Source organism: Flavilitoribacter nigricans DSM 23189 = NBRC 102662 (assembly GCF_002646595.1).
GTDB lineage: Bacteria > Bacteroidota > Bacteroidia > Chitinophagales > Saprospiraceae > Flavilitoribacter > Flavilitoribacter nigricans.
This window is the reverse complement of record NZ_PDUD01000026.1, coordinates 80,864-100,842: the sequence shown is the minus strand read 5'-3', so window position 1 is coordinate 100,842 and position 19,979 is coordinate 80,864. Positions and strand designations below refer to the sequence as shown.

Genomic DNA, 19,979 nt, shown 5'->3' with positions numbered 1-19,979 from the left:
TCCCTTCCGTATTCTCCGCCGATCTGCAGTGCAGACTGGATAAAATCAGGCAAACGAGTTACTTTTCTTAAGGTGGTCGTTTGCGCAAGCGGCAAAATTAGGTAAAAATCGAATCAAATGTAAGGGGGGACGAAATTGACTGCCCTAAACGAGGAATTGGGCCCTATTTATAGGACTTATGTCGTATGCGGGACCCACCGGTAACGCACAAAGGGCACCGAGGATAAGGGTAGAGCATTTCATGGTGGAGTCACCGAACCATTACCACAACGAAATCCTCAACTGGGAAAAATGGAGCCACCGGTTTTCATCCGAATACCATATTGAAATGTTTCCATACTCATAAACAGACATTATCAAATGTACGGACTCCATGAAAACGAGAAATGCGATTAAGATCCTGTTGGTAGCTGCCGGTGGAATTTACCTGCTCTACCGCTCCTGGGATAACCTGGAACGCCTGGCCGATGACTGGGTGAATCTATTCGGGATCATTCTGATCTTCGGCGTACTGGTACTGGCGATCACCCGGGTATTGCGGGCATAAAAAAATGTGCTGTGAAATGCCGGGTATCGTTTTATAATACCCATCGGCAGCTCACAACACATTTTGTGGTCTTCGAAATTTATCTTAGCCGTATTCTACTGAATCCTAAAATTCCATTCGGGCAAAAGCCTCCATGGCTTCGTATTCGGCCAGACCGAGATTGCGGTACGTTTGGGCCGTTTCCCGGTTGCGGTCTTCGGCTCTTTGCCAGAATTCGCGCTCGTCCTCTCCGGGGAAAGGCGGACGGTCCTTCTGCGACTGGTGCATGAAAATCGCTTTACGTTTCTTGATCAGTTCCTGCGGACTGATAGGTACGGCCATGTCGATCTCGTGGATGGCAAATTCGTGCCAGGCACCCCGGTAAAGCCACAACCAGCAGTCTTTCATCCAGGACTGTTCTTTGAGCTGACGGCAGGCGCCGATCACGGCATCCAGGCATACCCGGTGGGTATCGTGCGGATCGGCCAGGTCGCCGGCTGCGTAAACCTGGTGGGGTTTTACTTCGGCGATGAGTTTGGCCACGATCTGAATATCTTTATCAGAAAGGTCATTTTTATGACGACGTCCGGTTTCGTAGAACGGTAGGTTCAGAAAGTGGATATGATCATCATCCAGCCCGCAGAAACGCGCTCCGGCCCGGGCTTCTCCTCTCCGGATAGATCCCTTGATATCGCGTACTTCCGCCACATCTACCTGGTTCGGCTGCTTATTCTTTAGGTTCTTAGCGATCTTTTGGTACTTCTTGCGAAGCTTTTCGCCTTCTTCCGTATCGGGCATCAGATCCTGCAGGAATTCGATGTAACGCAGGGCATCGTGATCGTGTACGGCGATATTTCCGGAAGTCTGGTACGCAACGTGTACTTCGTGGCCCTGTTCTACGAGGCGCAGGAAGGTACCACCCATGGAGATCACATCATCGTCCGGGTGGGGGCTGAACAGGATCACCCGTTTTTTGGCCGGCTTGGCCCGCTCGGGGCGGTGTGTATCGTCGGCATTGGGTTTACCGCCGGGCCATCCGGTGATGGTATGCTGCAGGCGGTTAAATATCTTGATGTTCAGATCGTAGCTGGAAGTATAGGCCAGCGTCAGATCGCTCAAACTGTTCTCTCCGTAATCTTCGTCGGTCAGCTTCAGGATCGGCTTGCCGGTCTGGCGGGAGAGCCACACTACGGCCTTGCAGGCCAGATCTTCCGTCCAGTTGCAGATGCCGACCAGCCACGGGGATTTAATGCGGGTCAGTTCCTGTGCTGCGGCCTTATCCAGTATGAAGCGAACGTTTTTATGCTGCTGTAGATAAGAAGCCGGAATGCTGGAGTTGATATCTCCTTCCACCGCTTTCTGGACAATAGGCGCCTTGTGGTGCCCCCAGGCCATAAGATAGACCGAGCGCGCTTTCATGATGGTAGCGATCCCCATCGTAATGGCGCGGTAAGGCACATCTTCTTCGCGACCGAAATCTTTGGTGGCGTCCGTCCGGGTCATATTGTCCAGTCGCACCAGGCGGGTCTGGGAGTTTTCCCAGGAGCCGGGTTCGTTGAAGCCGATATGTCCGGTCCGGCCGATGCCCAGCAACTGAATATCGATCCCACCGTAATCATCAATTAGTTTTTCGTATTGGTCACAGTATTTTTTTACGGATTCGATGGGAACCGTTCCGTCCGGGATGTGGACATTCTCCTTGATGATATCCACATGGTCGAATAAGTGCTCATTCATGAAGCGCACATAGCTCTGCTGCGCTTCGGGCGTGATCGGATAGTATTCATCCAGATTGAACGTAATAACGTTCTTGAAACTCAGACCTTCTTTTTTGTGCATGCGCACCAGCTCCTGATACACCTTGATGGGTGAGGAACCGGTAGCCAGCCCGAGTACTATATGTTCACCATCCTGCTGCTTTTGCCGGATAGCCAGGGCAATAGACTGGGCAATGTGCATGGAAGCTTCTTTGGAATCATCCCAGATCTTTACGGGGATGCGCTCAAAGTTCTTAAATTGATATTTTAAAACTTCCTCAGCAGGTGATACTGTCTTGCGAGTCATGGTTAGCTAGTTTAGCTGGGTGGTTTGATTAAAAAAATATCGACCGCTCCCGTTATCAACTGACCGGTACGGATTTTTTTTGATCCCAGACTAAGGAGGCGGCCCCCAGAAGTGCCGCTTCGTTGGTAGCCAGGGACGTATTTAAGATACGAACTTTATTTTTATGAAACTCAAGTAATTCTCTCTCCATTTGCTTGCGCATCGGGTCGATCAGCAACTGACCGGCAGCAGAAACCCCACCGGCGAGCACGATGGCCTGTGGTTCGAAAATGGCGACCAGCTCGGCCATCTTGTCACCGAGCACCTTACCGGTGATCTCAAATACCTGTCGGGCCAGCGTATCGCCCTCGGAAGCGGCCTCGTAGATCAGTTGGGCATTCAGTTGTTCGAAAGAATAGGCCCGCAGGTCGCTTTCGGTCATTTCTTCGGCCATCAGGGCCATAGCCGTGCGTTTCAGTCCCAGGGCGGAAACGTAGGTTTCCAGGCATCCCGTTTTCCCACAGGCGCATTTGCGGTTGTTGTTGGCTACGCGGATGTGCCCGGCTTCTCCGGCCAGGCCCGAACCGCCCTTCACCAGTTTGCCGTTGGCCATGATGGAACTCCCCAGCCCGGTACCCAAGGTAATTAGTATGAAATTCTGAATTCCGCGGCCGGAACCGTAGCGGCTTTCGCCCAATAGCGCAGCATTGCTATCTTTGGTGAGCCAGACCGGAACATTGTAGGCTTCTTTCAGCAACTGCACCAGGGGGAAGGGTTCCTGGAAAGGTAAATTTGCGGCGCCTTCAATGGTGCCGGCCAGTTCGTTGCAACTCGGAGCTCCTACGCCGATGCCGGCCAGTCGGAACTCACCGGAGAATTGACCGCTGAGATCAGCGATAGCTTCCGAAAGATTGGGAAAAAACGCATCGGCCCCTCCGGGAGCGTGGGAAGAAAAAGATTTTTTTGCCATTATCTTCCCGGAGATGTCTACAAGCGCTATTTTAGTGCTCGTACCGCCAATGTCTATACCGATTGCAACTTCCACATTTTGTTATTTTCAGTGCAAAATTAATAAAAATCGTAGAACCGTGTGCGTACACGGCCAAATATTTTCCTTTAAATCTTAAAAAAAATAGAAAAAGATTATCTTTCTGTTTGAATTCTGTCAATCGTGGTTAAAAGCGTGTAGATTATAACTATTAGATGAAAGATCGGATAAGGATTAAAGATATTGCAGTTAAGGCGGGAGTTTCCACGGGGACGGTCGACCGAGTGATCCACAATCGGGGAAATGTGTCGCCGGAAACCCGGAAGAAGGTACAGGAAGTTATGGAGGAATTGGGGTACGAACCCAATCTGATGGCCAGCACACTGGCCTATAACCGTCAGTTTCACGTAGCCGTATTGTTGCCGGATTACCGACTGGATCCTTATTGGGAACAGCCCCGGAGAGGTATTGAAAAGGCCCAGCAGGCCACCCGTCACTACGGCCTGGTCGTTGATCGCTATTATTTTGATCCGATGAAGGTAGACGGTTTTACGGAGGCCGCAGCCAGTATCTGGGAAGATGAGCCGACCCCGAACGCGGTACTATTCGCTCCCCTGTTCCTGAAGGAAGCCCAGTCCTTACTGGAAGAATGCCGGAACCGTGGGGTTCCCAACGTTATGATCAACACCAATGTGGAAAACAGCGATTCGCTTTGCTATATCGGGCAGGATTCCCTGCAGAGTGGGGTGTTGGCGGCGCGTCTGTTAAATTTTGGGGTCAACCGCGGGGATACGGTCCTGATGTTGAACCTGGATAAAAGTATCACCAACGCCAAGCACCTGATCGATAAGGAAAGGGGCTTTCGCAAATACTGGGATGAGACCAAAGACCGCGATATCCAGATCGTTAAACGCGATTTTGAAGCCTTCAATGAACCCGGGAAACTGGCTCTTTTTCTGGAAGATCTGCTCCGGCAATATCCGCGTCTTTCGGGCATTTTTGTGAGCAATTCCCGGGCCTATAAGGTGGTGGAAAGTCTGCCGGAATCCGCCCTGGGGCAGATCAAGATAGTCGGCTATGACCTGATCGATGCCAATGTCAGATATCTGCGGGAAAACAAGATCGATTTTATCATCAACCAAAATCCGGTCAAACAGGGCTATCTCGGACTGATGAATATCGCAAACCATCTCATCCTGAAAAAAGAAGTAGCTCCGCTGCAATATCTGCCTCTGGATATTGTCGTACAGGAAAACCTTGATTACTATGTGGAAAAGGAACTGATCTTTGAGATCGTGATCTAAATGCTCCGTCGGTCGGCCTTTTCCGATTATATCGTCACTATTTCTGTTAAGTGTTTAGAAATCAGTAAGGTATATTTTTCGCTGAAGCAGAATTCCAGAACAAAAAAAGGGTAATGATGTTATAGATTTTGATTATTTTTCAAAAAAAATTAAATCAAGGCATCATGAAAACCTTTCTCACATTCCTTAGCCTACTCCTGTTTACTGGAATGGGCTTCGCATTTACCACACCTAACAATAGTTTAACCGAAGATTTTATCGAGGGTAACCCGGAGGTCAAATCCGTTAACGCACTGACTTTCGGCCCCGAAGGAATCCTGTTCATCGGTGATTCCCGGCAGGCCGCGATTATCGCCGTGGATACCAAAGACAACAAATCCATGCAAGCGCCGGAGTCCGTCGACCTGAAAAATGTGGACGAACTGATCGCCGCTATGGTCGGAACTACCGCGGATGACATCGTCATTCAGGACATGGCCGTTAATCCGATCTCCAAAAAGATCTATCTGGCCGTACACCGTCAGGATGGTCTGCCCATGCTGGTAACCACCAACGGCACCAAACTCGAACACTTTCCACTGGACAAAGTGAGCTATTCCAAATCCGTACTGAAAAAAGCAGTAGGAGAAGATGCCAAAGATCGCCGCGGAAGATCCCTGCGCGAGTGGGCTATTTCCGATCTGGCTTTTCACGGCGGTCAGGTAATGGTTTCCGGCCTTGCGAACGAAGAATTCAGTTCCGCATTCCACGCCATTCCTTTCCCTTTTAAAGAAAAGCAGGAACTTTCTACACTGGAGATCTACCACGCGGCCCACGGTCGTTACGAAACGTACGCACCGATCAAGACATTTATGCCCTACGAGATGGCGGGTAAAAGTTATCTGGTAGCGAGTTATACCTGTACGCCCCTGGTGATCTTCCCGATGGACGAACTAAAACCGGGAAAACACACGAAGGGAAAAACCGTTGCCGAACTGGGCAACCGCAACACTCCGCTGGATATCGTTTCCTTTAAAAAGGACGGTAAGCCCTATTTACTGCTGGCCAATAGCAGCCGGGCACTGATGCGTATTGATCCCAGCGAGATCGCCAGTTTTGATGATTACCTGACCGAACCGGTGGAAGGTAATTCCACTACGGCCGGAGTTGATTTCGTGGCGCTGCCCTACGTGAATGTCCTGCAAATGGATAAGATCAGCGACGACCAGATCGTAATGCTCCAGCGTACTGCCGACGGTTCCCTGAACCTGCACATGCAGAGCGCCGGCCGACTCTGATCATTGCTTTTATAAAAGATGCCACATTGATTACGAGTTGCCGGTACCGAGCCGGCAACTCGTAAAATTCCTTTTCAACTTTCACGAATTCCTTTTCTACCGGCCGCAGGTGCAACGCCCTGTCTGGCTGTTTACGAGTATTGTAACGATTTCGCACGTTCCAAAAAACGCAGTCCTATGAACTGGATGAAAATCTTTTTTTGTGTTGGGTGCCTTTGTCTACTGAGTCTAAGTATTGCCGCGCAGGAGTTGAGTTGGCAATTGGTGGATCACGAAGGCAGCAAAGTGCTCAAACTGGAAGGAATGAACCAGTCTGCCGGCACGGAGGCCAATACCCTACAGGTTTTCGTAGGCGAACGATCTGCGTGGCCGGGTGCAAATATGCCGGATATACTCGGAACCTACACCATGGAAGAAGAGGCGATATTGTTCCAGCCCGCGTTCCCGTTCCGGGAATCGCTTACTTATACCGCTTTCTGGGACGGAAAACACGCCTACATTTTCACGATCCCCGTGACGACACCTCCTACTGAATTAACCAAAATATATCCCTCCGGCGGGGAGCTGCCGGCTAATTTGTTGAAAGTCTACCTGCATTTTTCCGCACCGATGGGAGAAGGCCGGGCGTACGACAACCTTCAGCTGGTCAGTGCCGCCGGGGATACGATCTACCAACCCTTTGTACCGCTGCAACCGGAGCTTTGGTCAGAAGACCGAACCCGGCTTACCCTTTGGCTGGACCCCGGTCGGGTAAAACGGGGATTATTATCCCACGAAACCCACGGAGTGGTCCTCCAGGAGGGAGGAGATTATACGTTGACCATTGATAAGCACTGGACCGATGCCGCTGGGCAGCCGCTCGGCAAAAATTACCGGAAAGATTTTCGGGTGGTCGGCCCGGATTACCGGAAACCCGAACCCGCCCGGTGGACCTACGAGTTGCCGGGAGCCGGCACCACCGAACCGGTAATGATCGATTTCGGCGAATCCATGGATCAGGCCCTGGCCAGCCGGTCGCTATCCCTGCAAGTTGCTTCCGGTGAGCCGGTTGATGGAGCAATAAGCGTCGAAGCGGAAGAATCGCGCTGGTATTTTTATCCGCGTGATCCCTGGCCGGAAGGAGATTTCACTATTGTGGTGGACAGCAATCTGGAGGACCTGGCGGGCAACAACCTGAACCGTCCGTTTGACCGGGAGATCGTTGAAGGGGAAAAGATCCAGGTAGCTCAGGATTTTTACACCATCAATTTCAAGATCAAAGCCTCGAAATAGGGCGCTAATATGGCGGTGGCCCTTTGGCGATCAGCACCTTTTTAAAGCCGTCCTCATTCAGTAATTCACTCTTTTCGACTAATTGGCTAAATTCCGGATCGATCCGGCTCATCGCGTAGTAATGAATGGTGGCCAGCTCGAACTTGGAAAAGAGTGATTTGATGGTATCCAGAAAGAACTGCCGTTCTATTTCACTGGCAAGGGCGTAGCGCAGTAGGTGCTTAATATTTTTAAAATACACCTCCATTTCGCCCGTCTCGTTCTGAAAATATTTGAAAAAGTAATCCCGCAGTACATCCGGCCCTTCCGGTCCATTCAGTTTTTCTTGGTGTTGCAGGGTTCGGCGGTGCATATTGTAAAAACGGAAAATTGCTTCCCGGCCCACTTCCTTGCTTTCCTGTTCTGCGTATACTTCCACGTATTCTATTGCCTCCAGGTTCTTAAAGTGAATATCCAGCAATTTAAAAAAGTTGGACCGACGGGCGGGCAATGCCTGGATTTTCAGATCGGGATCGATCTCCTCCTTACCAATGCTGCTTTCGTCCATCCGGTCGATGATCGCCAGCAGGGTATTGCGCAGGCGATCCATGCCGATCTCGATCTGCTCGTACGGAAGGGTATTCAGGGAAGAAAGGTACATGAGATCGTTGTACTTACTCTTCAGCAGGACAAAATCATTGTAGATCGGCGAATCGGACGACAGTACTTCCTCCACCGCTTCGATGCCGAAATTAAGCCCCTTGGCTATTCGACCTTTCAGGTCCGCTTGGATGCTAGTTTTACTCATACAGATCGTTTGTATCGGCTTGGGCAATATCGTACATCAGCTGACCTACTTTCTGGGTGACATCGGCAAAAAAGCGTGCCCCTTTTTCGGCGCTGGATAGTTTCGGGTTCCCCACTCCGGTATCGGCGCTGATCTGGGACCATCTCCTTTCGGACCAGGCCCAGCCTTCACGCATACCCGGGATCTTGATCTTCCTTTCACCGCCGTCGCCGGCCTCTTCCAGTGGCCGCACCAGTTTGGGATGCAGATACATGATCAGGCTGGTTTCCATTTCATCCGCATGATCACCCGCTTCTTTGAAATAGAGTTCTTTATTCATGGCTTTGAACCAGTCGCAGGTAGACAGGAACATTTCCGGATATTTAAGTCCCAGTTCGCGGAGCATGGTGCGGAAATTATTGCCGCCGTGACTGTTGAGCACCAGCAGTTTTCGGATCCCCTGCCGGTTGAGTACTTCGATCACGTCTCCGAGGATGGCGGCCTGGGTACTCGGATTCATATTGATGTCCAGCTTGATGTCGGCCTGGCCGGTGTTGACCCCGAACGGGATGGTGGGAAGCACGGTCAATTTTGCGCCCTTGTCCCAGGCGATCCGGGCGGATTCGGCGGCGATGGCGTCGGCTTCGTAGATGTCGGTTGCGTAAGGGAGGTGATAATTGTGGGCTTCGGTTGCCCCCCAGGGGAGTACCGCCAGGTCAAAATGTTGGTCTTTGATGTATTTCCAGTTGGATTCGGCTAGAATATAAGGTCGCATGCAGTAGGTTTGAAAATAGTATAGTTGAATTGGTTTGTTTCAGATCAGTCCTTTGGATTTCAGCTCCAGGTATTTATTGATGGTGTTGATGGATAGCTCTTCCGGACGGGTCAGCACGCTTTGAATGCCGTACTGCTGCAGTTTCTGGACCATCTGCGATTTTTCCGTTAAAAATTTCTGGGCGATCGTCTGGTGGTAAATGCCTTCCAGACTGTCCACTTCCTTGTCGGCAAAATCACGGATCTCCGTATTTTCAAAGAAGATGACCACCAGCAGATGAAGGTTGTTGATGCGGCGCAGCAGGGGCAATACGCGTTCCAGGGCGTATGCACTTTCGAAATTGGTGAAAAAGAGGAGCAGACTGCGCCCGTTGATCAGCTTGCGGGCAGCGTGGTAAAGCAATTCATAATTCGCTTCCAGCGGCCGCTGGTCTTCCCGGTATAATGCGGTGAGCAATTTGTTGAGCTGAGTGGCCTTACTATCGGCCTTGATGGTCGCTCCGACCTTATCCGAAAAAGTGATCAGGCCGGCCCGATCGTGTTTCTTTAGCGCAATATTGGATACCGCCAGGCAGGTATTGATGGCATAATCCATCAGACTGAGACCGGCAAAAGGCATCCGCATATTCCGGCTTTTATCGATTATGGAGTAGATCTGCTGGGCGCGTTCGTCCTCGTATTGATTGACCATGAGGTTGCCCCGCCGGCCGGTAGCTTTCCAGTTGATGCTCCGGTAGTCATCGCCCCGAACGTAATTTTTGATCTGCTCGAATTCGTAACTGTGGCCGATACGGCGTAGCTTTTTTATACCCTGAAAATGGCTGATCCGGTCGAAAGCCCGCAGTTCGTACTGTTTCATCTGGGCGATGGATGGGTATACGGGAACGCTCATCGGATAATCGTGCCGGTAGCGCTTTTCCAGAATACCGAGTTTGGTGCGGAGATAAGCCAGTACGTTCCCGAATTCATATTCTCCTCTTTCTACCGGATGTAGCTGGTACTGGATCTCTTTCCTTTCACCGGGTTTCAGTTGTACTTCTTTTTTAAAATCACGGATCTGCAGTTGAATGGGGAGTTCATCGATTAGTGTAAAACTGAGTGGGATATTACTTTGATTGGTGACTTCGATGCGGACGGTATTATCGTCTCCCAGGCCAAACAGGCGGGGCAAGCGACGCCGGATCTTCAGGCGGGTTCGCTGATTGAAAAGCAGAAAGGCATCCACCAGTATGAGGCCGATAAACACGGTAAATCCCAATTGTGCAACGATGAACAGCACGGGAACCGGAAAACCGAGACCGAAACACACGATCAAGCCGCCCAGAATAAGAAAAAAACGGAGCGGTAAAAATAAATTCATAGGATGAACTGTTTATAATCAGCAAGATATTCAAAGTTGGCCAACTACACTAATTTTGCGGTAGATGGTTGCCGACACCGGGTTTTATACCCGTCCGGTGGCAATTTGTTAAGGCCGTATAATTATAATCATAATATATTTGTACTCAGTGTATAAATGCCTTATCTTTGTATATCAGAAAGCAAATTTGTTTTTTTCCGCACACACAGGCACTCATTCAAACGACCTCACTTTTTTTGGAATTATTACAAAACAGGCTCTATCACAGAAAAAGAATTATTTTTAAAAAGGCGCTGATTTTGTAATACGACGGCCGTTACCCCCACCAAAACCCCTCGGCTTCGGCTAATAGCAATTCATATTATCTACTCTCATGATTATTAACGACCTATATGATGAATATGGCATCATATTTGTGGCATTTTTTATTCGGTCTCCAGTAATTATATCCAAAAAACTAATTAATATGACTAAATCATCGACATTCTTCATCTTACTGTTTGTCGGCCTGTTGACGAGCACTACGCTCGGTGCGCAAAATGACCTCCTGAAAGGTATTTTTGAGAAAGAAGCTCCGGAATTTAACGCGACAATCCTGCCCGGTAATATAAAGGGCAATGTCCAGGTGGCTATCTACTTCACCCATTCCAAACTGGATGAATTAGAGATCTCCTTCTGGATCAAAGATAATGGTACACTTTTGAATGCCGACGGAGATAAAAGACTGATCAGCGGTCTGCAGAAATTGGGCAACCGCCAGCAGGATACTATTCTGATCAGTGGATTAAAAGATCAACATGTATATACGATAGGGGCTGATTTCAGAAGGCCCCAGGCTTTGTCCGGTAAGTTTTCCAGCCAGGACCTCAAGCAGGGCTACCGCTATAACTACGAAGAACCGACCCGGCCCAACAAGGCCCGCGTGGTGGATGCCATGGCTAAAAGCCCCGTTACCAGCGAACCGGTCCGTCCATCGGTGATCTGCCAGGACCCGATCATTGAAGTCCGGGTGGATCCCAACGGTTATTGTGGCCCCCAGAACCTGCCCGCCGTAATGGTGCAATGTGTAAACTGTCAGGGCAAAGAATGGGAGTTTAGTGTAGAAGTGCGTCCGGCTATGGGACGTTGGATGCCGTTGCGTTACGACGGCAAACGCCAACCGGCCGTAGGTATGGGCCTGCGTACCGAACCCTTCTGTACGCTGGCGCCGGGTACCTACGAAGTACAGGTACTGGCCTGGGGGGCAAACTGCCCCAGCCCGGTAGTGAAATCGGTGCCAACTAACATTGTCATTCCGCATCCGGATCTGGAGCAACCGGCGACCGCAAAAAGATCCAATCAGGCGCCTGCCGCCAAAAGCAATTCCAATACGATGGAAATCTACAAAATGCCGGATACCTGTTTTGTAGAAGGGCAGGCGGTATTGAACGGCAAGGCGATTAACGGTACGCTGACGCTGTCTCCGTATTCACCCTGCGCCGATCTGCGTCCTTACGCCGAGATCGTCTACGTACATCCCGGCCACCGGAATATTACCCTGGATAAAGTGCCGCTCATTCCGGGTGCTGCTGTGCCTTTCGAGTTTCCGCTCGATATCCGGGATATGAGTCGCGGTATTCATACCATCCAGGTTGTTGCCTTTGTGAAAGAAAATGAATACGCCGACGGAGTACCTCTGGAATCCTTCTGGATGCGGGCGACGCCTCCGGATGAACTATCCGCCAGCCTGGGCAACGAACCGATGGGCAGTGCGGCTCCATCCAGCCCCCGGCGCCCGCAGTATACACCCCCGGCTCCCGAGCAGCCCAACAGCTACGGTCAGGATACCCCGATCACTAACCGTCCCGGATTTAATGAAGATATCGGTGCCCGTTCGGCAACTCCGACTCCGCCCGCCGGTAATGGCGGTAACGAAGAGTTGTATATCGATCCCGCACTGATGGAAACAACCATTACTGAAGTACAGGTAACGGCAACCGATCCGAACTGTACACCCATTCAGGACCTTCGGGTCGTTTTCGAGTCGAACCAGCCGACGAAGCCTTTATTCATGTCCTGGCTGAATCCGCGTTGCTGTCAGTTGGAAGGCTGTACCTATACCGTTTGGGCGGGGCCTGACCCCAAGCAACTCAGTCTGTTGATGAAAGGTAAAAAATCGGGCGCGGTGATCAGTGAAGTACTGCAGGGCAGCAGCGCCTATGACAAATATTACGAAGTGGTGGTAGAGACCGGCAACGGGGTGCGCAAAGCGGCCTACGCGCTGGGTACCGGACCGATGTACGGTATTCAGGAAATTCTGGACTATCACGATATGCTGTACCCGCCGGCACCGGCCAGAGTGGAAGGTATAGTGGGAACTCCGGAAGATAATCAGACGACTCTGAAGTCCGGAGAGATCGAGAGCGCCGTTCTGTTGAATCCGGTGATCCCGGATATGCCGATCAGCGAATTTGATGTGTGCAAATACCGCCGGGCTACCCAACTGGTAGGTGATCAGCCGGCCAAAACCGGCGATGAAGTTACGATCCGTTACGATTTCGACGATGACCGCTACCGGTATACGCTGTACCACCAGCCGGCCGGATCGGACGAGTGGGTGATCGCTCCGGGCACCAGCGAATTGCAGCAGGGACCGGCGTTTACCTTCAAGGCCCAGCCGTACCACGCCGGGAAGTATATCATTCTGAGCTACAAGCCTTCTTCGGGAAGTTCCGGATGGGGTTGCCTCTCCATGCCGGTCGATGAGGCTATCGAAGTGAAGATTGAAGAATAGAAATTTTTAATCGAATAGCTCTTTTATTTGAGGCTGCATTCGAAAGGATTGCAGCCTCAAATAATTTAAACGCTATCCTACCAGCTTCCGCCGGCGCCGCCGCCGCCGCTGGAACCTCCGCCCCAACTTCCACCTCCACCGGAAGAGCCACTGCCGCCCGAAGAACGGGTGATCCGGGGGATCACGATCGTCTTCCGATTGAAATAATTGCAATTCTCACATTCGTGGATCTGTTCTTTCAGACCGGTGGTGTATTCCGTGGCGTGCCGCAGGGTATTGGTATGAATATGGTGGTAGGTCTTGAATTTACATTTGGGGCAATTAGAATACTTGGACATCCGCTTGGCGTAAGGCAGGATCATGACATCCTCCAGGTCCTCGGTGATCCAGACATCGTAATCCACCGACCCGAGCTGCTCCTCAATGATCTGGCCTTTCTTCAGGTACTCATCCTCTTCTTCTTCAGTGAGCTTACGCATAGGCTCACCGTTCAGTTTGCTGAAGCGGGGCTGGTTGCGGAGCCGTTTCAGCAGGCTGCCGAGAATGAACCAGAAGGCGATATAAGGTACGGGGAACAGGATGATGAAAATAAAGGCGCGGATATACCGGATATGCCGGTATTTATCGTACAGCGTTTCTTTATTGGCCATGGTCAGCGCTACCCAGGCGGAGATTGCCACGTGAAAGAGAATGGTGATGATCGCGTAGTAGAACAGCAGCGGTGGTACCGGCGTATTAAAAACATATTTGCGTTTCGGCCGCATTTCCGTCCGGATCTCTTCCAGCGCCACCGGGTCTTCCAGCAGGGTTTTGACCCGGTTGACCGAACTGATCAATCCGGCATCGTAATCTCCTTCCTTGAAATGAGGGACAAAGTTTTCGTTGATGATCCGATAGCAGATCACATCGGGCAGTACACCCTCCAGCCCGTAACCCGTTTCGAACTCTACCCGCCGCTGATCCATAACCACGAGTATAAGTAGTCCATTATCCGTACCGGCCTGTCCGATACCCCAGTGCTGAAACAACTCGGTCGCAAAATCTTTGGGGATCTGGTCTCCGATCGAAGGCAGTAAAACTACCGCGATCTGGGCGGTAGAATTCTGCTCCAAAGAACCGATCAGATTATTCAGCTGATTGACGGCATTGGGAGAAAGGTAGCTGCCCGGATCGCTGACGTAGCCCCGGCCGGCCATTTCTTTGGGGTCCGGTACTTCTTCTACCCGGAGGCCGGATTGGGACCATGCTATCTGACTGATTATAAGGAGGAGCAATACAAGCGGCAATCTCATGTGGGAAAATTTCAACTTCATTGCCAGTGAATGTACGGGCTTTCCGTTGATTGCGCAAGGTTTCTGGTCCATGCGGCTAAAATTTCCGACTAATGGCTTTATCGGGAGGCTGGATGATTTGGTACCGGGATCGGCGACTGGGATTCAGTCTCAGATCCCGATAAAATCCGTAACAATAGATTCCGACTCGGCGAGCGCGTCGCTAAGCACATCGTTAACCAGTATGGTATCAAACAGGTCCGCACAACTCAGCTCGAATGCCGCCCGTTCGATACGCTTTCGCAGGCTTTCGGCCGATTCGGTATTTCGGTTGCGCAGTCTTTCGAAAAGTATTTCCGGAGAAGGGGGCTGGATGAATATGGAAAGCGAGTCGTCCGGGTAATGCTTCTTGATGTTGAGCGCTCCTTTGACCTCGATATCGAAGATGATGTGTTTGCCGAGATTCCAGAGGCGCTCTACTTCACTCTTCAGTGTGCCATAGAACTGATCTTCGTAGACCTCTTCCCATTCTATAAAATCCTGGTGGCGGATACGTTCCTTAAAGGCTTCCGGGGAAAGAAAGTAATAATCCTCCCCGTCTTTTTCGTGCGGGCGCCGGGCGCGCGTGGTGGCCGAAACTGAGAAGGCCAGTTCATCAAAAGAAGAAAGTAAATGTTGTACGATTGTCGTTTTTCCAGCTCCGGAGGGAGCTGTAATAATGATCAATTTACTCATTTAATAATTCAGATTGCTTGTAATTCGTTGCCCGGTGCGCCGGCAGCTGCCGGTTTGTGCCTTCACCCTATATTATACGATGTTGGCGACCTGCTCTTTGATCTTTTCGAGCTCGTCTTTCATGCCTACTACCAGGCGCTGTATATCCGAAGAGTAGGCTTTGGCACCCAGGGTATTGATCTCCCGGCCGATCTCCTGACCGATAAAGCTCAGTTTTCGCCCTTTACTCTTGGCTTTTTTCTCCATTTCCTCCAGGAAAAAGCGGCAGTGCTGTTCGAGGCGGACCTTCTCCTCATTGATATCCATTTTTTCCAGGTAAAAAAGGATCTCCTGTTCGAAGCGGTTCTCATCGATATTTTCCTTACCCAGATAGTCCGCCAGGTTCTGGTGCAGGCGCTGGCGCAGTTTGTCTACCCGTTCGATCTCGTAGGGGCTGACCTGCTTGAGCAGATCCATAATAGTAGTAATGCGCAAATGGAGGTCTTTGGCCGTGGCTTCCCCTTCGGTTTCCCGGAACTTCTTGAAATTATCCAAAGCTTCATTCAGCGTATCGAGTAGGGCTTTCCATTCTTCATCGTCGATCGATTCCAGACCGGAGGAAACTACATTGGGAATGCGCAGTATCGCCTGGTAGAGGTCACCATGATCCATGCCCAGCTCTTTGCCCATTTGGCTCAGCTCTTCGTAATACCGGCGAAAGAGCGGTTTGTTGAGCCCAAACTCCTCATCGCCCTGCAGAGACTTTAGTTCGATGTTCATGTCTACCTTTCCCCTCTGGGTACTTTCGGTGACGATGCGACGCAGTACCGTTTCGTGTTCGCGGTAGTGTTGCGGGATCTTGATCCGAAGGTCGGAATACTTGCTGTTGAGCGAGCGGATCTCGACCATGATCGTTTTGTTTCGGAATGACTTCGTTGCGCGGCCGTAGCCCGTCATGGATAATAGCATACCCTCTTTTTTATGGTTTATTTGAGGAAGGAAAAGCCTGGGGCGGAGAGGAGGATGCGCGGAAGATCGCTCTGTACCGTGCCCCCCGCCCCAGGCTATTGATTATTTCAAGCTGCAAAGATAACCATTGCCGGGAGAATAGCTAACACTATGTAAATATCGGGTTTCCCGGAGGCTGACTGATAATTCGGTATCATCTTTTAAGTATAGAATATTTTACGCTCATTGGGGGCGCCGGTGGTATTTTATTCTACGATTTTCACCGGAGTGGATATCTAACGGGCAAATCATTACGTAATCAGTTGAGTATTAGGGAAAAAAAGTGAAAATTAAGTTAGCATTTATTTTCTATTCAGGAAAAAATTCCGAAATTTGCATCCGTTTCTCAAAAAGGGAGATGATCTATAACTTGTTATAAACCAGTGAATAACGATGAGAAAAGCTGACTTGGTTGCGGCCATTTCCGAAAAGACCGGAGTGCCAAAGGTAGATGTCTTGGTGACTTTGGAGACCTTCTTCAAGGAAGTGAAAGGTTCATTAGCTGAAGGCGAAAATGTATACGTTCGCGGTTTCGGTTCGTTTATAGTTAAAAAGAGAGCTAAAAAAATTGGACGTCATATTAAGAAAAATAAAGCCATTGAGATCCCGGAACACTTTATTCCGGCTTTCAAACCGGCTAAAGTTTTCGTAGAGCAGGTAAAGGACAACGTTACTGCCCTGCCTAGCGATGAAAGTGATGATTAGTTTTGTTATGAAAGTCTTTTATGACTAAATTACAGTGGATAGTAATCCTTTCGGCCGTTGGTTTGTTTTTTTTGCTTTATTTTGGGTGCAATACGAAGCCCGAAAAGCAGCAGCAGCTTGAAAAAACAAGAGCCCTGCAGGCGGAAAGCACCGATATTAGCGTTTTACTAAAGAACGCCAAGGAATCGCTTTCCTCCTCACAGAACGGCCGGATATTTTTATTGGAACAGGAGCTGGCACAACTGGAAGCAGATAGTGCGAGGATAGATCAGCTGAAAAAGATCTCCGGCGCCTGGTTCGAACTCGGTCAGCCGGCTATTGCCGGCTACTACGCCCAGGAGATCGCCGATCTTGCCGGAACGGAAGAAAGCTGGGCTATCGCGGGTACCACCTATACCATCTGTGTACAACAGTCCACAGAACCCAGGGTAAGGGACTACTGTAGCGGCCGGGCTGTTCGTTCTTTTGAAAATGCGATCTCGATCAATCCGGATCAGATGAGCCATCAGGTGAATCTGGCCCTGGTATACACCGAGAATCCGCCGCCGGATAACCCCATGCGGGGTATCCTGATGTTGCGCGAATTGAACGATGCGCAGCCAAATAATGTTCTAGTAATGAATACTTTGGCCAGACTGGCCATCAAAACCGGTCAAATTGACCGGGCTATACAACGATTGGAAAGATCGCTTGAGTTGGAGCCCGATAATCAAAACACGATCTGCCTTTTGGCAACCGCCTACGGTAATGCAGGTCCCGATTACGCTTCCCGAGCAGCAGCATTAGCTGCAAAGTGTGACGCTCAGTAAGGTTACTATCCAGTCGGGTTTTAATTTTTTAACTAAACAAAATCGAAGAATATGCCTTGTGGAAAAAAGCGTAAAAGGCACAAGATTGCTACGCACAAACGGAAAAAAAGACTGCGCAAGAACAGACACAAGAAGAAGAATAGATAATTTCACGCCTGGCATTGGTGCGTGGATGGGTTATATGATCTGACCCACTTACTATTCATGTCTGAAAAATATATTGATAGTAGTATCATCCCCGGATCGGTGTTGCACCGGTCCGGGTATCTACTTAGGCATATTGCATATTTTAGACGATAGAATAGCTCATTTATCTATTTAACGTGTCGACTGAATTCTGGTTTGAGTCCTATGAATGGCCGCTTATCCGGGTAACGATGATATACAAATGACCTTCAGACGTCATGATCGCCCTACTAAACCGTAATAAAGAAACCATTAAGAGCTAGCCTACCCGCAAGCAAAGCCAAAGAGTGCAATATCAGCTATGCTAAGTAGTTCTTACCACTTCCATACATACCACGATACGTCCAGTGCCAAGTAAAACGACTTTTCGGTGGAAAAAGAACTCATTATTAATGCAACGCCTACGGAAGTAGAGATTGCATTATTGGAGCAATCCAAGTTAGTAGAACTTCACAATCAAAAAACCAACAGCAATTTTACTGTAGGTGATGTGTTTTTGGGACGGATCAAACGTCTCATGCCCGGCCTCAATGCTGCATTCGTAGATATTGGCCATAAGAAAGATGCCTTCCTTCACTATACCGATCTGGGACCCAAGCTCAAATCCTTACTGAAATATACGAACGGTGTCGCCACCGGTGGGATCAATACCTACCGCCTGGACAATTTTACCATTGAACCGGATATCATTAAGACCGGCAAGGTAGACCAGGTACTGAACCGGCGGGACCTTATTTTGGTACAGGTGCTCAAAGAGCCGATCTCAACCAAAGGGCCCCGCCTGAGTTGTGAGATCACCATCCCGGGCCGTTACCTGGTATTGACGCCTTTTGTCAATGTGGTAGCGGTATCCAAAAAGATCAGTAATAACGAAGAGCGCAAACGCCTGCAGGTGCTGGTGGAGAGTATTCGCCCCAAAAATTTCGGGGTGATCGTCCGGACGGCAGCCGAAGGTAAAAAGGTAGCGGACCTGCACGAGGAGCTCAACTTCATGCTCAACAAGTGGGAAGAGATTTTCCAGCAGTTGCAGAATGCCAAGCCGCCAACGAAGTTGCTGAGCGAACTGGACAAAACTTCCAGTATTCTCCGGGATATCCTGACGGATTCTTTCAATAAGATCGTCGTCAATGACCGGCAGATGCACGCCAACATCAAGAACTACCTGGGGTCGATCGCCCCGGAAAAGGTGAAGATCCTGAACCTGTATAAGGGCAAGAAGCCGGTATTTGAATCCTTCGGGGTGACCCGACAGATCAAATCCTCCTTCGGGAAAACGGCTACCATGCCCAGCGGCGCCTATCTGGTGATCGAACACACGGAAGCGATGCACGTCATTGACGTGAACAGCGGGCACAAAATGCAAAATGCCAATCAGGAGCAGGCGGTACTGAACGTCAATCTGGAGGCGGCGGAAGAAATTGCGCGGCAGTTACGACTGCGGGATATCGGTGGGATCATCATTATTGACTTCATCGATATGCGGAATAAGGATCACCGGAACGTTTTGGTGAAAGCTATGCGCCAGTCTATGAAAAAAGACCGGGCCCAGCATACCATCCTTCCGTTGAGTAAGTTTGGCCTGATGCAGATCACCCGTCAGCGGGTAAGACCGGAAGTGAAGATCAATACGGCCGAGGTTTGCCCGACCTGCAACGGTACCGGCAAGATCAATGCCTCCATTCTGGTGACCGATGATATCGAGCGGGATCTGATGTTTATCTTCCAGTCACGGCCTAAGGCAAAGATTAAATTGTTTGTACATCCTTACCTGGAAGCGTTCTTCAAAAAGGGACTGCCGAACAAGCAGATGAGGTGGTACTGGCAATATCAGAAGTGGGTGAAAATTTATTCCGATAATGATTTCGGGATGTTGGAATATCGCTTCTTCGACGAAAACGACGATGAAATAAGATTGAATTAATACGGAGTGGCAGTGCTACCAGGACTGAGAACTCGTTCTGGTAGCACTGTATCCGGTCAGCTCTCAATACATCGGACATCCGCAATTGGCCGTCCGGCAGGCGCTAATCAGCAGAATCAGGGCGATCAGCCCCAGCCAATCCCACCGTACTTTAGCGTTGAATACTTTTCTCAGAAACATAGTCTTCTTATTTTGCGATAGCTTGAGTAGATCGTGCGATCCGTAAATATAACGGATTTAGGCAGGATGTAATTGAGTCAATCCATTTCTTAAACCTTTCAG

16 protein-coding genes are annotated in these 19,979 nt (G+C 49.9%); 8 read left to right on the top strand and 8 right to left on the bottom strand.

What is annotated here, in order from left to right:
- The first annotated feature begins 373 nt into the window (after positions 1 to 373).
- A complete protein-coding gene (locus tag CRP01_RS42395; protein ID WP_170110491.1) occupies positions 374 to 547 on the top strand; it encodes a hypothetical protein in 174 nt (57 codons plus the stop codon).
- A gap of 105 nt (positions 548 to 652) precedes the next feature.
- On the opposite strand, the gene nagB is transcribed toward CRP01_RS42395, so the two are convergent.
- Both nagB and CRP01_RS22105 read right to left on the bottom strand, forming a co-directional pair.
- A complete protein-coding gene (gene nagB, locus CRP01_RS22110; RefSeq protein ID WP_099152292.1) occupies positions 653 to 2,590 on the bottom strand; it encodes a glucosamine-6-phosphate deaminase in 1,938 nt (645 codons plus the stop codon).
- A gap of 55 nt (positions 2,591 to 2,645) precedes the next feature.
- Positions 2,646 to 3,614: an ROK family protein gene (locus CRP01_RS22105; RefSeq protein WP_099152291.1), complete on the bottom strand. Its 969-nt coding sequence runs from the start codon at positions 3,612 to 3,614 to the stop codon at positions 2,646 to 2,648.
- Positions 3,615 to 3,772: 158 nt separating this feature from the next.
- On the opposite strand from CRP01_RS22105, the gene CRP01_RS22100 reads away from it, so the two are divergent.
- From CRP01_RS22100 to CRP01_RS22090, 3 genes are all read left to right on the top strand, one after another.
- Positions 3,773 to 4,861: a LacI family DNA-binding transcriptional regulator gene (locus CRP01_RS22100; protein ID WP_099152290.1), complete on the top strand. Its 1,089-nt coding sequence runs from the start codon at positions 3,773 to 3,775 to the stop codon at positions 4,859 to 4,861.
- Positions 4,862 to 5,025: 164 nt separating this feature from the next.
- Positions 5,026 to 6,138 (top strand): hypothetical protein, encoded by a 1,113-nt coding sequence (locus tag CRP01_RS22095; RefSeq protein WP_143473489.1) that lies wholly within the window; start codon positions 5,026 to 5,028, stop codon positions 6,136 to 6,138.
- 177 nt (positions 6,139 to 6,315) lie between these two features.
- Positions 6,316 to 7,410 carry an Ig-like domain-containing protein gene (locus tag CRP01_RS22090; RefSeq protein ID WP_099152288.1) on the top strand — a complete coding sequence of 365 codons (1,095 nt, stop codon included), beginning with the start codon at positions 6,316 to 6,318 and terminating at the stop codon, positions 7,408 to 7,410.
- A gap of 4 nt (positions 7,411 to 7,414) precedes the next feature.
- On the opposite strand, the gene CRP01_RS22085 is transcribed toward CRP01_RS22090, so the two are convergent.
- Genes CRP01_RS22085 through CRP01_RS22075 form a run of 3 tightly spaced genes read right to left on the bottom strand, consistent with a single transcriptional unit; the run spans position 7,415 to position 10,310 of the window.
- Positions 7,415 to 8,197, bottom strand: coding sequence for a putative phage abortive infection protein (locus CRP01_RS22085; protein WP_099152287.1), 783 nt, complete (start codon positions 8,195 to 8,197; stop codon positions 7,415 to 7,417).
- A complete protein-coding gene (locus CRP01_RS22080; protein WP_099152286.1) occupies positions 8,190 to 8,951 on the bottom strand; it encodes a creatininase family protein in 762 nt (253 codons plus the stop codon). The genes CRP01_RS22085 and CRP01_RS22080 overlap by 8 nt, the downstream gene beginning before the upstream one ends.
- 39 nt (positions 8,952 to 8,990) lie before the next feature.
- Complete coding sequence (locus CRP01_RS22075; protein ID WP_099152285.1) at positions 8,991 to 10,310, bottom strand: DUF58 domain-containing protein; 1,320 nt, start codon at positions 10,308 to 10,310, stop codon at positions 8,991 to 8,993.
- A 466-nt stretch (positions 10,311 to 10,776) separates the two neighbouring features.
- Between CRP01_RS22075 and CRP01_RS22070 the strand changes: the two genes are divergently transcribed.
- A complete protein-coding gene (locus tag CRP01_RS22070) occupies positions 10,777 to 13,083 on the top strand; it encodes a hypothetical protein (RefSeq protein ID WP_099152284.1) in 2,307 nt (768 codons plus the stop codon).
- Between the two features lie 77 nt (positions 13,084 to 13,160).
- Here CRP01_RS22070 and CRP01_RS22065 read toward each other — a convergent pair whose 3' ends face one another.
- The 3 genes from CRP01_RS22065 to CRP01_RS22055 form a co-directional block, all read right to left on the bottom strand.
- Positions 13,161 to 14,375, bottom strand: a complete 1,215-nt coding sequence (locus tag CRP01_RS22065) for a TPM domain-containing protein (RefSeq protein ID WP_170110490.1) — start codon at positions 14,373 to 14,375, stop codon at positions 13,161 to 13,163.
- Positions 14,376 to 14,525: 150 nt separating this feature from the next.
- Positions 14,526 to 15,089: a guanylate kinase gene (gene gmk, locus CRP01_RS22060; protein WP_099152282.1), complete on the bottom strand. Its 564-nt coding sequence runs from the start codon at positions 15,087 to 15,089 to the stop codon at positions 14,526 to 14,528.
- Positions 15,090 to 15,161: 72 nt separating this feature from the next.
- Positions 15,162 to 16,037, bottom strand: coding sequence for a YicC/YloC family endoribonuclease (locus tag CRP01_RS22055; protein WP_233752733.1), 876 nt, complete (start codon positions 16,035 to 16,037; stop codon positions 15,162 to 15,164).
- A gap of 432 nt (positions 16,038 to 16,469) precedes the next feature.
- On the opposite strand from CRP01_RS22055, the gene CRP01_RS22050 reads away from it, so the two are divergent.
- From CRP01_RS22050 to CRP01_RS22040, 3 genes are all read left to right on the top strand, one after another.
- Positions 16,470 to 16,781 carry an HU family DNA-binding protein gene (locus CRP01_RS22050; RefSeq protein WP_099152280.1) on the top strand — a complete coding sequence of 104 codons (312 nt, stop codon included), beginning with the start codon at positions 16,470 to 16,472 and terminating at the stop codon, positions 16,779 to 16,781.
- A gap of 20 nt (positions 16,782 to 16,801) precedes the next feature.
- Entirely contained in the window at positions 16,802 to 17,590 is a 789-nt protein-coding gene (locus CRP01_RS22045; RefSeq protein ID WP_099152279.1) for a tetratricopeptide repeat protein, read from the top strand.
- A gap of 556 nt (positions 17,591 to 18,146) precedes the next feature.
- Positions 18,147 to 19,697, top strand: a complete 1,551-nt coding sequence (locus CRP01_RS22040; RefSeq protein ID WP_099152278.1) for an Rne/Rng family ribonuclease — start codon at positions 18,147 to 18,149, stop codon at positions 19,695 to 19,697.
- Positions 19,698 to 19,979 lie beyond the last annotated feature (282 nt).